Origin of the sequence: Thioclava sp. F1Mire-8, from assembly GCF_002213165.1 — a bacterium.
Classification (GTDB): Bacteria; Pseudomonadota; Alphaproteobacteria; order Rhodobacterales; family Rhodobacteraceae; genus Thioclava; species Thioclava nitratireducens.
In genome coordinates, this window is the sequence record NZ_NBNY01000004.1 from 412,250 (window position 1) to 425,188 (window position 12,939).

The following is a 12,939-nucleotide window of genomic DNA, read 5'->3' on the forward strand; positions in this document are numbered from 1 at the left end:
CGGCGTCGCGCATGGCCCATTGACCTTTCGCCAAGGCCCGCTTAGCTCGCGAGCATGGCACGCGCACCGCTCTTACAGCTTTCCGACATTTCGCTCACCTTCGGCGGCAATCCCGTTTTCGAAGGGCTCTCGCTCACCGTCCAGCAAGGCGACCGCGTCGCGTTGGTGGGCCGCAACGGCTCGGGCAAATCCACGCTGATGAAGGTGATGGCCGGGCTGGTGGAGCCGGATTCGGGCACGCGGGTCGTGCCGCCGGGCATCTCGGTGGGTTACATGGAGCAGGAGCCGGATCTCTCGGGCTTCGCGACCTTGGGCGATTTCGCCGCCTCCGAGCTGGATCCGGCCGAGGCTTATCGCGTCGAGATGGTCGCCGAAGGGCTGAAGTTCAAACCCGAGACTCCGGTCGAGACCGCCTCGGGTGGCGAGCGGCGGCGGGCGGCGCTGGCAAAGCTTCTGGCCGAGGGGCCGGAGCTGATGCTGCTCGACGAGCCGACGAACCATCTCGATATCGAGGCGATCGCCTGGCTGGAAAACCAGCTGAAGGAGACCCGCAAGGCGTTCGTGCTGATCTCGCACGACCGCGCTTTCTTGCGCGCGCTGACGCGGGCTACGCTCTGGATCGACCGGGGCGAGGTGCGACGCAACGAGCAGGGTTTCGAGACGTTCGAGGATTGGCGCGAGAAAACCTGGGCCGAGGAAGACGAGGCCCGCCACAAGCTCAATCGCAAGATCAAGGCCGAGGCGCGTTGGGCGGTCGAAGGTATTTCGGCGCGGCGCAAGCGTAATCAGGGCCGGGTGCGTGCGCTGCAGGCGCTGCGCGCCGAGCGCGCCAGCCAGATCAAACGGCAGGGCGTCGCGGCGATGGAACTCGACTCGGGCCAGCAATCGGGCAAGCGGGTGATCGAGGCCACGGGCCTGTCCAAACGTTTCGGCGACAAGCAGATCGTGAAGGATTTCGATCTGCGCGTGCTGCGCGGGGATCGCGTGGCCTTCGTCGGCCCCAATGGCGTCGGCAAGACGACGCTTCTGAAGATGCTGACCGGCGAGGTCGAGCCCGATGAGGGCGCGGTCAAGCTGGGCACGAATCTCGAGATCGCCGTCTTCGATCAGGCGCGCGCGACGCTCAATCCCGAGCAGACTCTGTGGGACGGGCTGGTGAACGACCCGGACATGGCGGTGAAGGGGCGTTCCGATCAGGTGATGGTGCGCGGCACCCCGAAACATGTCGTGGGCTATCTGAAAGACTTCCTCTTCGACGAGCAACAGGCGCGCGGCCCGATCCGGGCGCTCTCGGGTGGCGAACGCGCTCGGCTTCTGCTGGCGCGGATCATGGCGAAACCGTCGAACCTGTTGATTCTCGACGAACCGACCAACGATCTCGACGTGGAAACGCTCGACTTGCTGCAGGATTTGCTGGGCGAATATGACGGCACGGTGCTGCTGGTCAGCCACGACCGCGATTTCATCGACCGAGTCGCCAGCACGACCATCGCGATGGAAGGCGACGGGCGCGCCACCGTCTATGCGGGCGGCTGGTCGGATTATCAGGCGCAGAAGGCCGAGGCCGCGCCGGAGGCCAAGCCTGCGCCGAAGAGGGACGCACCCAAAGCCGAGTCGAAACCCGCCGCAGCCCAGAAAGCTGCGCCGAAGAAAACCGGCCTCAGCTTTACCGAGAAACACCGGTTGGAAGAGCTGCCCGGCGTGATCGAGAAGCTCGAACATGAGATCTCGAAGATCAACGAGTTACTCGCCGATCCCGATCTCTTTACCCGCGAGCCGGTGAAATTCGCGAAGGCCACCGAGATGCTGAGCGACCGCCAGACCGCGCTCGACGCGGCCGAGGTCGAATGGCTCGAACTCGAGGAGAAGGCGCAAGAGGCCTGACCTTGGCGCTCGCCGTGAAGTCGGATGCCTCCGGCGGAGATATTTGATCCAAGCCAAAGGGGAGGGCATTCTCTTTCGGATTGGTGAAAATATCCCGGGGGCTGGCGGAGCCAGCGGGGCAGAGCCCCTCTGACGGGGCGATCAGGAGGGGCGTATGATCAAGCGAACCGGGGCCAAGGGCGCGGGGCCGCTCAGCGGGCTGCGCATTGTCGAGATTTCCGGGTTGGGGCCGACGCCGTTCGCGGCAATGTGTCTGGCCGATTTCGGGGCCGAGGTGATCCGCATCGCGCGGCCCGGCTCGGGCGGGGCGGAGAATCACGTTCTGGGGCTGGAGGTCGATGTGCTCGATCGGGGCCGCGACGTGGTGGAGGTGGATCTGAAATCCGACGCCGGGCGTGAGGCGGTGCGCACGCTGATCGCTTGCGCCGATGGGGTGATCGAAGGCATGCGCCCGGGCGTGATGGAGCGGCTGGGGCTGGGGCCGGACGATTTCCCCGATCATCCGGCGTTGGTCTATGGCCGGATGACCGGCTGGGGGCAGGAGGGGCCGCTCTCGCAGACCGCCGGGCATGACATCAATTACCTGTCTCTGACCGGCGCATTGCATGCGATGGGCGGAGAGGCGCCCGCGATTCCGCTCAACCTTCTGGGCGATTTCGGCGGCGGCGGAATTTATCTGGCCTTCGGGATGCTGGCGGCACTGTGGCGCGCACGGGAGACCGGGCAGGGTCAGGTCGTCGATTGTGCGATCACTGACGGGGTGGCACATCTGATGGCGATGATCACCGGGATGGCCGGGCAGGGGGCGTGGACGGATCGGCGGCAGGCGAATCTGCTCGACGGGGCAGCGCCGTTCTACACGGTCTATGAATGTGCCTGCGGCGGCCATATGGCGGTCGGCGCGCTCGAGCCGCAATTCTACACGGTGCTGATCGCGGGGCTGGGATTCGCGCCCGAGGCCTTGCCTGCGCGCGAGGCCCGTGCGAATTGGCCGGCCTTGCGGGATGCCTTCGCGGACCGCTTCGCGACTCGCAGCCGCGATGACTGGACTGAGGTTTTCGCAGGCAGCGATGCCTGCGCAACGCCGGTACTGTCGATCGCCGAGGCCATTGCGCATCCGCAGAACGCCGAACGCGGCGCCTATGTCGATCTCGACGGCCTCGCCCAGCCAGCCCCCGCGCCGCGGCTCTCGGCCACGCCGGGGCAGGTATGCGCGCAGGGGCGGCGGATCTCTGCGGCGGAGGCGCTCGCCCGCTGGAGCGATTGCGTATAAAACCTCGATTTTCCTTGACAGACGGGGGCTGATCCCCGATATCGGCCCGACCCGGCGGAGAGTCCTCTTTCCGCCGGGCCTCGTTTTTGCAACTTCGCTCCCGTGAGGAGCGCGCAGTCCGACGGCGGGCCAACAGGTCCAACGAACTCCGATCAGGGGCCACAGGGCGCGGATGAAGAAAAGGAAAGACCCATGTTTGCGGTCCTCAAGACCGGCGGCAAGCAATACAAGGTTCAGGCGGGCGATCTGCTCCGCGTGGAACTGCTCGCAGCCGAAGCTGGCGACAAAGTCCAGTTCAACGAGATTCTGATGGTCGGCGGCGACAAGCCCCAGTTCGGCACCCCCTTCGTCGAAGGTGCGGCCGTGCAGGCGGAAGTCATCGACAACATCAAGGCCGACAAGGTCATCACCTACCACAAGCGTCGTCGTAAGCACTCGTCGCAGCGTACCCGTGGTCACCGTCAGCAGCTGACCCTGCTGCGCGTCACCGACGTCCTCGCCACCGGCGGCGACAAGTCGGGCGTGAAGGAAGCCGTGGGCACCGCGATCGCGCGTCGTGCAGCGCATGGTGGCAAAGGCGAAGCCGCTCCGGCCAAGCCCGCCAAGGCCGCTGCTGCTCCGAAAGCCGCGCCGAAGGCTGACGCCGCCGTCGCGGAAGCGGACGATCTGAAGGTCATCACCGGTCTCGGCCCGGCGGCCGAGAAGAAGCTGAACGAAGCTGGTATCACCACCTACGCCCAGCTCGCTTCGGTCGATCCCGAAACCTTTGAAGCTACCAAGGTCAAGCCCGACTGGGTCGAGCAGGCCAAAGAGCTCGCGAAATAAGGAGAGACACCCATGGCACACAAGAAAGCAGGCGGTTCATCCCGTAACGGCCGCGACTCTGCGGGTCGTCGTCTTGGCGTGAAACTGTTCGGCGGTCAGGCAGCGATCCCGGGCAACATCATCGTGCGTCAGCGCGGCACCAAGTGGTGGCCGGGTGAGGGCGTCGGCCTCGGCAAGGATCACACCATCTTTGCAACGGCTGAAGGCCGCGTCACCTTCCATAAAGGCCTCAAGGGCCGCACCTTCGTATCGGTCCTCCCGGCTGCGGAGGCCGCCGAGTAACCCGACCGACGAAAGTGTCACAAAATCGGGGGATCGGCTGAAAGGCCGGTCCCCTTTCTCGTTGCAGTGTGGCGCAAAGGTGTTTGCATTTGCAGCGAGGAAATTTACCGGGTCAGGGGATGTATCGTCATCTTGCTGTCCTATTTATTTACTAGGACCATGCGGCAGGAGGAGCCGCCGGTTCGTCCGCGTTTCGAGGAGGAGCGCCCATGTACCAGGAGACGATTTCCACCCAACCCGTGATCGAAACGGAGCGTTTCGTGCTGCGCCCGCTGCGCCGTTCGGATGCCGGTCTGATCGAGATGTATTCCGGCGACAAACGCGTCGCCGAAGGCACCCGTGCGATCCCGCATCCGCTACCGCCCGGCACAGCCGAGAATTTCATCACGCGCGCACAGGCCGACGACCGCGTCGAAGACGTCTGGGCGATCGATGGATCGCGCCATGGCATGGGCGAACTTCTGGGTGTCGTCTCGCTGACACGTCTCGACGACGATCAGTCCGAGATCGGCTATTGGGTGGGCCCGGGCTTCTGGAATACGGGTCTCGCCTCCGAGGCGGTCGCCGCCATCATCGAGGCCAATCCCCACAAATCCCGCACCCTCTTCGCCGAGGTCTTTCAGGACAATCCGGGCTCGGCCCGTGTCCTGACCAATAGCGGTTTCGAATATCTGGGCGATGCGGAAAGCTGGTCGCTCGCGCGCGGGCGCCACGTTCCGACCTGGACCTATCTGCGCAAGATGTAAGCGCGCGGCCCGAGCCGCGGACGGGAGGGCGCAGCCCTCCCGGACCCTCGCGGGATATTTGGATCAGGAAGAAGAGGCAGCCGGGACAAATTCCGCCTTCCTCGACCTATTCACCGTAATCTCTATGGAAATAACTCAGGTGTGTGCGGGGCGGCGCCCCACGCGGCGCTTGATCCTGCGCGCGCAGGCGTCTATTGCGGCGCCTTGATGAAAGGGGCCAAGCCATGAAATTTCTCGATCTCGCCAAGGTCTATATCCGCTCCGGCGGCGGCGGCGCGGGCTGCGTCTCGTTCCGGCGCGAGAAATATATCGAATTCGGCGGCCCCGATGGCGGCGACGGCGGCAAGGGCGGCTCGGTCTGGATCGAGGCGGTCGAAGGGCTCAACACGCTCATCGATTTCCGCTACCAGCAGCATTTCTTCGCCAAATCCGGCCAGCACGGCATGGGCAGCCAATGCACGGGCAAGGATGGCGACGACGTCGTGCTGAAAGTGCCGGTCGGCACCGAGATTCTCGACGAGGATCAGGAGACACTGATCGCCGACATGACCGAGGTGGGGCAGCGCGTGCTGCTCGCCAAGGGCGGCAATGGCGGCTGGGGCAACCTGCATTTCAAATCCTCCACCAACCGCGCGCCGCAACGGGCGAATCCCGGTCAGGAAGGCGTCGAGCGCACGATTTGGCTGCGCCTCAAGCTTATCGCGGATGCGGGGCTTCTGGGCCTGCCCAATGCGGGCAAGTCGACCTTCCTGGCTGCGACCTCGAACGCGCGTCCCAAGATTGCGGATTATCCGTTCACGACGCTGGTTCCGAATCTCGGCGTGGTCGGCATCGACGGGCGCGAATTCGTCGTGGCCGACATTCCGGGGCTCATCGAGGGCGCCTCTGAAGGGCGGGGTCTGGGCGATCAGTTCTTGGGCCATGTCGAGCGCTGCTCGGTGCTGCTGCATCTGGTGGATGGCACGGCGGAGGACCCGGTCGAGGATTGGCGCACGATCATCGGCGAGTTGGAGGCCTATTCGGAAATCCTCGCGCAGAAGCCACGCGTCACCGTACTCAACAAGATCGACGCGATTGACGAAGAGACGTTGGCTGAGCGTAAGGCGGAGCTGGAAGAGGCGTCGGGTGGGCCTGTCATGCTGATGTCGGGCGTGTCGAAAAAAGGCGTGCCGGATGTGCTGCGCGCGCTCTGGGCGGAAATCGCCAAGGACAAGCCGAAGCCGGAGGATGAGGGCGGAGCATGGCATCCGTGAGCGCGCCCGCTCTGGCGCAGGCGAAGCGCCTGGTGATCAAGATCGGATCGGCGCTTCTCGTCGATCAGGGCGGCTTGCGCGCGGATTGGCTGCGCTCGCTGGCTGCGGACGTGGCGGCTTTGCGCGCACGCGGCACCGGCGTCGTGATCGTGTCCTCCGGGTCCATCGCCTTGGGGCGGCGGGTGCTCGGTCTTGCGGGTGGTACGCTGCCGCTGGAGCAGAGCCAGGCCGCGGCGGCGGTGGGGCAGATCCGCCTGGCGCGGGCCTATGAGGAAGTTCTGGGCCCGCATGACGTCAGCACCGCGCAGGTTCTCGTCACGCTGGAAGATACCGCGGATCGGCGGCGCTATCTCAATTCGCGTGCCACGCTGGAGACGCTGCTGGGCCTCGGCGTCGTGCCCATCGTGAACGAAAACGACACGGTCGCGACCGACGAGATTCGTTTCGGCGACAATGACCGGCTGGCTGCCCAGATCGCAGTGACGATCGGGGCGGACCAGTTGCTGCTGCTGTCCGATGTCGACGGGCTCTATACGGCGAATCCGAAGACCGACCCGAGCGCCGAGCATCTGCCGGTAATCGAACACATCACCCCCGAGATCGAGGCGATGGCGGGCGATCCCGTGTCTGGCCTCTCGAAGGGCGGAATGAAAACGAAGCTGCTGGCGGCGAAAGTCGCGGTGGCGGGCGGCTGTGCGATGGCGATCGCGGAAGGCTTTGCCGATCACCCGGTCGGCGCACTGGAGCAAGGCGGGCGCTGCAGCTGGTTCCTGCCCGAGGGCGACCCGCAGGCCGCGCGCAAACGCTGGATCGCGGCGATGAAGCCGCGTGGCGAGCTGTTCGTCGACGAGGGCGCGGCGAACGCGCTGCGCTCGGGCAAGTCGCTGCTGCCGGCGGGCGTCACCAAGATCGTCGGCCGTTTTGGGCGCGGCGATCCCGTTACTATCGCGGGGCCGGACCGCGCTGTTCTCGGCAAGGGACTCGTGCGCTATACCGGCGACGAGGCGCGGCTGATCGCGGGGCACCGCTCGGGCGAGATCGAGGAGATCCTGGGCTATCCCGGCCGCGCGGCGCTGATCCATCGCGACGATATGGTGGTTGGCTGAGCCCGGTTACTCCGCCCAGTCCGGCTTGCGCTTCTCGATGAAGGCCTGCACGCCTTCCTCGGTGTCGCGCCAGAGCATATTCTCGACCATCACCGCCGCAGTGTGATCATAGGCTTTCGCGAGGTCCATGTTGGCCTGTTCGTAGAAGGCGCGCTTGCCGATCTTCACCGCGGCGCCGAGCTTGCCCGCGATCGTCTGTGCCAGCTTTTCGGTCTCGGCACCGAGTTCGTCATGCGGGGCGACGCGATTCACCAGTCCGACCTCACGGGCGCGGGTGGCATCGATGAACTCGCCCGTGGTCAGCATCTCGAAGGCGACCTTGCGCGGCACGTTGCGCGACAGCGCCACCATCGGGGTCGAGCAGAACAGACCGATATTCACCCCGTTCACTCCGAAGCGCGTGCCCTCGGCGGCGACCGCCAGATCGCAGGAGGCGACGAGCTGGCATCCGGCGGCGGTGGCGATGCCATGCGCCTCGGCGATCACCGGCTGCGGCAGGGCCGGGATCATCTGCATCATCTCGGCGCAGCGGAAGAAGAGATCTGCGAAATAGGCGCGGCCCTTGTCCTCGGCCTCGCGCCCGCGCTGCATTTCCTTGAGGTCATGGCCCGCGCAGAACGCCTTGCCCGCGCCGCGCAGCACGACGACCTTGATGCTCGTATCCTCGGTCAGCTCCGAAAACCGGGCCTTGAGCGCCGCGAGCATCGCATCCGACAGCGCGTTCAGGCTGCCGGGGCTGTTCATCGTCAGATGCGCCACCGCGCCTTTATCCTCGCGGATCACCAGATCTGTCATTGAAACTCCTCCTCTTTGTCGAAACTCTAGGGGCGAGAGAGGGACAAGGGAAGGGGAGGGCGCATGGCGCTGGTAATGGATCGCGACGAACTCGTGGAATTTCTCGACGAGGCGTTTCCGCAGGTGAAAGGCGACTTCGCGATCGACGCGCTCGACGAGGACGAGTTGGTGGTGCGGCTGAAAGTGGAAGAGCGTCATTTACGACCCGGCGGCACTGTCTCGGGGCCGAATATGTTCGCGTTGGCCGATGTCGGGATCTACATCGCGATCCTCGCCCGGATCGGGCGCGTGGCCTTGGCGGTGACCACCAATGCGAGCATGGATTTCATGCGCAAGCCAGCGGCCGGAGCCGACCTGATCGCGAAGATCCGGGTGCTGAAACTGGGCCGCGTCCTCGCCGTTGGAGATGCGCTGATTTACTCCGAGGGCGACGACCGGCCTGTCGCGCGTGCGAGCATGACCTATTCGATCCCGCCGAGGGCGATGGGGTAGGGCGGGGCTCTCGATGCGCCTTCGCCTTGGGCGAAATATCCCGGGGGAGGCGCAGATGCGCCGGGGGCAGAGCCCCCTCCGGGTCGGAAAACCGCACGCAGCGATGGGGTATTTTGATACCTAATTTTTATCGCATTGTTTTCGCTGGCAAAATTAAGAAGCGCGCCACTTGAAAACGCTTCCGGAATCGCGCAAAAGCCCGCATCAGAATTCGAAATACCCCACAAGGGCAGATCACAGATGAAAACCTATACCGCAAAACCCGCGGAGATCGAGAAGAAATGGGTCATCATCGACGCTGAAGGCGTCGTGCTAGGCCGTCTCGCTTCGATCGTCGCAATGCGTCTGCGTGGCAAGCACAAGGCCACCTTCACGCCGCACATGGACATGGGCGACAACGTCATCGTCATCAACGCCGACAAGGTGCAGATGACCGGCAAGAAGCGTGACGACAAGACCTACTTCTGGCACACCAACCACCCCGGCGGGATCAAGTCGCGCACCGCGCGCCAGATCCTCGAGGGCGCGCATCCCGAGCGCGTGGTCATCAAGGCGGTCGAGCGCATGATCTCGCGCAACCGTCTGGGTCGTGCGCAAATGGCGAACCTGCGTGTCTACGCCGGTGCCGAGCATCCGCACGAAGCGCAACAGCCTGAAGTTCTCGACGTCAAGTCGATGAACAAGAAGAACACCCGGAGCTGATCATGGCCGACGATATCAAGACCCTCGACGATCTGAAATCGGTCGTGACCGGCTCGGACAACGCTGGCGCCACCGAAACCGAAACCTCCACGCCCCGTGAGCCCGTGCGCGACGCGCAAGGCCGCTCCTATGCCACCGGCAAGCGTAAAGACGCGGTCGCCCGCGTCTGGGTCAAGCCGGGCACCGGCAAGATCGAAGTGAACGGCAAGGCGATGGACAAGTACTTCGCGCGTCCCGTGCTTCAGCTGATCGTGAACCAGCCCTTCGGCGTGGCGAACGTGGACGGCCAGTTCGACGTCTACGCGACCGTCGCAGGCGGCGGCCTCTCGGGCCAGGCCGGTGCAGTCAAGCACGGCATCTCGAAAGCGCTGCAGCTCTACGATCCCTCGCTGCGTCCGGCTCTGAAAGCCGCTGGCTTCCTGACCCGCGACTCGCGCGTTGTGGAACGTAAGAAATACGGCCGCGCGAAAGCCCGTCGTAGCTTCCAGTTCTCGAAGCGCTAAACTTCGCGAGATACGATTTGGAAAGCGGCTCCCATACGGGGGCCGCTTTTCGTTTGGGACTTCGCCCCTTGGCCCCCGAATTCCGACCGGTGCAAACGATGAAGGCGCCCCGTTCGGAGCGCCTTCGAGCCTGTCTGCCCTGAGAGAGGCGGGGATTATTCCGCCTCGTTCATCTTTGCAGCGTTGAGCAGGGCGTAATTCTGTGCGCCTACGCGGTCGTAGAGGTCGAGCTGGGTCTCGAGGAAATCGACGTGACCTTCCTCGTCGGCGATCAACTCTTCGAACAGATCCTTCGAGACGTAATCGCGCACGCTTTCGCAATGGTCGCGGGCCTCGCGGTAGAGGGTCAGCGCGTCATGCTCTCCCGCGAGGTCGCATTCGAGCGTCTCGCGCGGGCCCTCGCCGATACGCAGCGGGTCGAGCTTCTGGAGGTTCGGATGGCCTTCGAGGAACAGGATGCGCGCGATCAATTTGTCGGCGTGATGCATCTCTTCTATCGACTCCTCACGCGATTTCTTTGCCATCGCGGCAAGGCCCCAATCTTCCTGCATCCGGAAGTGCAGCCAGTATTGCGAAACGGCCGTCAATTCGCTGCGCAGAGCCGCGTTTAGATATTCGATGACCTTAGCGTCGCCCTTCATGTCGTCTTCCTTCCATTGGTGCCTGTCTCAGCCCGGTCAGTTCGACCGGCACTTTCAAATTGGTATTCTTGCGCATCGTGGAAAGAAAGAGCGGCATGCATCCGCCGCAATCGGCGCGTTTGCCGAGCGCGTGATAAATCTTGCCCGGCGTGATGATCGTGCTCGGGTCCGATTTTCGCATCCAGTCGATCGCCGCATGGATGTCGCGATCGGTAATGGTTTGGCAATGGCAAATGATCATGGTTGCGCGCCCTGATTCCGGGGAGGTGGGTATCTGCCCCTATAGGTGAGTAGTTTTGTCAGAAAAGTCAATCCGACGGAAAGAGTCGGATATCGGGTCGCGCGGTGCCATCTCCCGCCCCCGTTTCCATCGCCGTGCAACTGGGGTAAGCACGGGCAAACAGTTCAAGAGGCCCGTATGTCCGTCTCCATGCTCTCCACCTTCGTGAAACCGATGCATCCCGAAGGGCGCAAATTCGTCGCCATCTTCGCGGGGATCGCCTTCATCCTGTTCCTGATCTGGGAGCCGCTCGGCTGGATCGGGGTCGGGCTGACGGTCTGGTGCTATTACTTCTTCCGCGACCCGCCGCGGGTGACGCCTACCCGCGAGGGGTTGATGGTATCGCCCGCCGACGGGATCGTCTCGTTGCTGGAACCGGCGGTGCCTCCGGCGGAGCTGGGGCTCGGCGACAAGCCGATGATGCGGATCTCGGTTTTCATGTCGGTCTTCAATTGCCATGTGAACCGGCTTCCCTGTGCAGGGCGTATCTCGAAGGTCGCCTACCGGCCTGGCAAATTCCTCAACGCTTCGCTCGACAAGGCCAGTTCGGACAATGAGCGCAACGGCCTTGCCGTGACCCTGCCCGATGGCCGCCAATACGGGGTGGTGCAGATCGCAGGGCTCGTCGCGCGCCGCATCATGTGCTGGTCGAAAGAGGGCCAGTCCTTGCTCACCGGCGAGCGCTTCGGTCTGATCCGGTTCGGCTCGCGCCTCGACATCTACCTGCCCGAGGGAGTGAACCCGCTGGTCTGCATCGGCCAGAACATGGTCGCGGGCGAAACCGTGATCGCCGATCTCGAGAGCACGGAACAAGCGCGCTCCGGCGGCATTCGGTAAGAGAGGCTCGGGGAGGGCGCGATGAAAGACCACGAAATCGATCCGCACGAGAAGGACCGGCTGCCGTTTCTGCAGCTGGTGCCGAACCTCGTCACGATCGCCGGGATGGGGCTGGGGCTGACCTCGATCCGTTTCGCGATGGATGACCGGTTCGAATCCGCGGTGGTGCTGATCCTGCTCGCGGCGCTGATCGACGGGATGGACGGGTTGCTCGCGCGGCGGCTCAACGCGTCCTCGGATTTCGGGGCAGAGCTCGACAGCCTGTCCGACTTCCTCTGTTTCGGGGTGGCACCCGGGCTTTTGCTGTATCGCTTCGCGCTGGGAGAGACTCATGCGTTCGGCTGGGTCTTCGTGCTGGTCTACACCGGCGCGGCCTGCCTGCGTCTCGCGCGGTTCAACGTGATGCGCGCCGAGCCCGACTCGATGCGCCATTTCACCGGGGTTCCCGCCCCGGCCGGGGCAGGGCTCGCGCTCCTGCCGATGTTCATCAGCTTCGCCGAACTGGGCGACGCGCGCGCGGTGCCGGTGGTCGTGGCCTTCTGGCTGGGCTTCGTCGGTCTGTTGATGATTTCGCGGATCAAGACCTTCTCGCCGAAAGCGATGCGCATTCCGCGTCGCGCCGTCGGTGTTCTCCTGATCGGGACGGTGATCGCAGTCGGCATGGTGTTCACGCGGATCTGGCTGCTGATGGTGATCCTTGCCGCGATCTACGCGGTGATGCTGATCCCGGCGATCTGGAAGGCACGGGGCCGGATCCTGCGCGCGTGACCCCGCAGCTTGATTGAGACGAACGAACGCCGCCCCTCCCCGGGGCGGCGTTTGCGTTTCAGAAGCGCTATTCAGCGGGGACGCGAGGGCAGGGGAGCGATTCATCAGGCAGAGATGCGATTCACCCGGGCGATCGGCGTGAATTCGGGTGATTTACGCGAAATGGAATCGGGTGCCCCAAGGGCAGGCGAAGGCGATTCCACCTGCCTCTCTCGGGGGCCATCCCCTCGACTTCGCTTTTTGCCGGTTTTTTGACCAACAAAATAAGGGTATCGAGAAAAAAGTGACGATCAGATGAAAAAAGCTGTTGCGGACCCCGGCGCCTATGCGTAGAACCCCCCTCACCGAAGCGGAACAAACGGAACGCAACGGGGCGCCGGAAGGGCCAGCGATGCTGACACGGAAGGCAACGAAAACTACTGAGGTTTGAGAGCGGGCTGCGCTTAAGGTAAGCGCTTCCGGTTCTTTTTGGCCTCGCGCTCTTTGACATTGATAGATATCTGAAGAGATATGCGGGCGGTTTGGTCGATGATCGATGCGGACCGGAGCATA

Annotated in this window: 15 protein-coding genes; 12 read left to right on the forward strand and 3 right to left on the reverse strand. The window is 64.1% G+C overall.

The window, feature by feature from the left end; translation table 11 throughout:
• Window positions 1-54 precede the first annotated feature (54 nt).
• The 7 genes from B6V75_RS15625 (at window position 55) to proB (ending at window position 7,369) form a co-directional block, all read left to right on the forward strand.
• Window positions 55-1,884, forward strand: coding sequence for an ATP-binding cassette domain-containing protein (locus B6V75_RS15625; protein ID WP_088720285.1), 1,830 nt, complete (start codon window positions 55-57; stop codon window positions 1,882-1,884).
• Between the two features lie 154 nt (window positions 1,885-2,038).
• A complete protein-coding gene (locus B6V75_RS15630) occupies window positions 2,039-3,157 on the forward strand; it encodes a CaiB/BaiF CoA-transferase family protein (protein WP_088720286.1) in 1,119 nt (372 codons plus the stop codon).
• Between the two features lie 192 nt (window positions 3,158-3,349).
• Window positions 3,350-3,982, forward strand: a complete 633-nt coding sequence (locus tag B6V75_RS15635) for a 50S ribosomal protein L21 (RefSeq protein ID WP_075775481.1) — start codon at window positions 3,350-3,352, stop codon at window positions 3,980-3,982.
• 12 nt (window positions 3,983-3,994) lie between these two features.
• Entirely contained in the window at window positions 3,995-4,264 is a 270-nt protein-coding gene (gene rpmA / locus B6V75_RS15640) for a 50S ribosomal protein L27 (RefSeq protein ID WP_075775480.1), read from the forward strand.
• Window positions 4,265-4,473: 209 nt separating this feature from the next.
• Window positions 4,474-5,010, forward strand: a complete 537-nt coding sequence (locus B6V75_RS15645; RefSeq protein ID WP_075775479.1) for a GNAT family N-acetyltransferase — start codon at window positions 4,474-4,476, stop codon at window positions 5,008-5,010.
• Window positions 5,011-5,234: 224 nt separating this feature from the next.
• Window positions 5,235-6,263 (forward strand): GTPase ObgE, encoded by a 1,029-nt coding sequence (gene obgE / locus B6V75_RS15650; protein ID WP_088720287.1) that lies wholly within the window; start codon window positions 5,235-5,237, stop codon window positions 6,261-6,263.
• Window positions 6,251-7,369, forward strand: a complete 1,119-nt coding sequence (gene proB, locus B6V75_RS15655) for a glutamate 5-kinase (protein WP_075775477.1) — start codon at window positions 6,251-6,253, stop codon at window positions 7,367-7,369. Before obgE ends, proB begins: the two co-directional genes overlap by 13 nt.
• 6 nt (window positions 7,370-7,375) lie before the next feature.
• Here the strand turns inward: proB and B6V75_RS15660 are convergent, their stop codons facing one another.
• Window positions 7,376-8,164, reverse strand: a complete 789-nt coding sequence (locus B6V75_RS15660) for an enoyl-CoA hydratase (RefSeq protein ID WP_075775476.1) — start codon at window positions 8,162-8,164, stop codon at window positions 7,376-7,378.
• Between the two features lie 63 nt (window positions 8,165-8,227).
• Between B6V75_RS15660 and B6V75_RS15665 the strand changes: the two genes are divergently transcribed.
• The 3 genes from B6V75_RS15665 (at window position 8,228) to rpsI (ending at window position 9,861) form a co-directional block, all read left to right on the forward strand.
• Window positions 8,228-8,656 carry a PaaI family thioesterase gene (locus B6V75_RS15665; protein ID WP_088720288.1) on the forward strand — a complete coding sequence of 143 codons (429 nt, stop codon included), beginning with the start codon at window positions 8,228-8,230 and terminating at the stop codon, window positions 8,654-8,656.
• A 240-nt stretch (window positions 8,657-8,896) separates the two neighbouring features.
• The gene (gene rplM, locus B6V75_RS15670; protein WP_075775474.1) at window positions 8,897-9,358 is read left to right on the forward strand and encodes a 50S ribosomal protein L13; all 462 of its coding nucleotides are present in this window, start codon (window positions 8,897-8,899) and stop codon (window positions 9,356-9,358) included.
• 2 nt (window positions 9,359-9,360) lie between these two features.
• Complete coding sequence (gene rpsI / locus B6V75_RS15675; RefSeq protein ID WP_075775473.1) at window positions 9,361-9,861, forward strand: 30S ribosomal protein S9; 501 nt, start codon at window positions 9,361-9,363, stop codon at window positions 9,859-9,861.
• Between the two features lie 155 nt (window positions 9,862-10,016).
• On the opposite strand, the gene bfr is transcribed toward rpsI, so the two are convergent.
• The gene (bfr, locus tag B6V75_RS15680; protein WP_075775472.1) at window positions 10,017-10,502 is read right to left on the reverse strand and encodes a bacterioferritin; all 486 of its coding nucleotides are present in this window, start codon (window positions 10,500-10,502) and stop codon (window positions 10,017-10,019) included.
• Window positions 10,486-10,743 (reverse strand): (2Fe-2S)-binding protein, encoded by a 258-nt coding sequence (locus B6V75_RS15685; protein WP_075775471.1) that lies wholly within the window; start codon window positions 10,741-10,743, stop codon window positions 10,486-10,488. Before B6V75_RS15685 ends, bfr begins: the two co-directional genes overlap by 17 nt.
• Before the next feature lie 177 nt (window positions 10,744-10,920).
• Between B6V75_RS15685 and B6V75_RS15690 the strand changes: the two genes are divergently transcribed.
• Both B6V75_RS15690 and pssA read left to right on the forward strand, forming a co-directional pair.
• Window positions 10,921-11,619, forward strand: coding sequence for a phosphatidylserine decarboxylase (locus B6V75_RS15690; protein WP_075775470.1), 699 nt, complete (start codon window positions 10,921-10,923; stop codon window positions 11,617-11,619).
• Between the two features lie 21 nt (window positions 11,620-11,640).
• Window positions 11,641-12,387, forward strand: coding sequence for a CDP-diacylglycerol--serine O-phosphatidyltransferase (pssA, locus tag B6V75_RS15695; protein WP_075775469.1), 747 nt, complete (start codon window positions 11,641-11,643; stop codon window positions 12,385-12,387).
• The last annotated feature ends 552 nt before the right edge of the window (window positions 12,388-12,939 follow it).

What these genes read in the sequence shown, in the direction of transcription:
- B6V75_RS15625 (WP_088720285.1), top strand. Translation starts at nt 55, where the DNA reads ATGGCACGCGCACCGCTCTTACAGCTTTCCGACATTTCGCTCACCTTC.
- B6V75_RS15630 (WP_088720286.1), top strand. Translation starts at nt 2,039, where the DNA reads ATGATCAAGCGAACCGGGGCCAAGGGCGCGGGGCCGCTCAGCGGGCTG.
- B6V75_RS15635 (WP_075775481.1), top strand. Translation starts at nt 3,350, where the DNA reads ATGTTTGCGGTCCTCAAGACCGGCGGCAAGCAATACAAGGTTCAGGCG.
- rpmA (WP_075775480.1), top strand. Translation starts at nt 3,995, where the DNA reads ATGGCACACAAGAAAGCAGGCGGTTCATCCCGTAACGGCCGCGACTCT.
- B6V75_RS15645 (WP_075775479.1), top strand. Translation starts at nt 4,474, where the DNA reads ATGTACCAGGAGACGATTTCCACCCAACCCGTGATCGAAACGGAGCGT.
- obgE (WP_088720287.1), top strand. Translation starts at nt 5,235, where the DNA reads ATGAAATTTCTCGATCTCGCCAAGGTCTATATCCGCTCCGGCGGCGGC.
- proB (WP_075775477.1), top strand. Translation starts at nt 6,251, where the DNA reads ATGGCATCCGTGAGCGCGCCCGCTCTGGCGCAGGCGAAGCGCCTGGTG.
- B6V75_RS15660 (WP_075775476.1), bottom strand. Translation starts at nt 8,164, where the DNA reads ATGACAGATCTGGTGATCCGCGAGGATAAAGGCGCGGTGGCGCATCTG.
- B6V75_RS15665 (WP_088720288.1), top strand. Translation starts at nt 8,228, where the DNA reads ATGGCGCTGGTAATGGATCGCGACGAACTCGTGGAATTTCTCGACGAG.
- rplM (WP_075775474.1), top strand. Translation starts at nt 8,897, where the DNA reads ATGAAAACCTATACCGCAAAACCCGCGGAGATCGAGAAGAAATGGGTC.
- rpsI (WP_075775473.1), top strand. Translation starts at nt 9,361, where the DNA reads ATGGCCGACGATATCAAGACCCTCGACGATCTGAAATCGGTCGTGACC.
- bfr (WP_075775472.1), bottom strand. Translation starts at nt 10,502, where the DNA reads ATGAAGGGCGACGCTAAGGTCATCGAATATCTAAACGCGGCTCTGCGC.
- B6V75_RS15685 (WP_075775471.1), bottom strand. Translation starts at nt 10,743, where the DNA reads ATGATCATTTGCCATTGCCAAACCATTACCGATCGCGACATCCATGCG.
- B6V75_RS15690 (WP_075775470.1), top strand. Translation starts at nt 10,921, where the DNA reads ATGTCCGTCTCCATGCTCTCCACCTTCGTGAAACCGATGCATCCCGAA.
- pssA (WP_075775469.1), top strand. Translation starts at nt 11,641, where the DNA reads ATGAAAGACCACGAAATCGATCCGCACGAGAAGGACCGGCTGCCGTTT.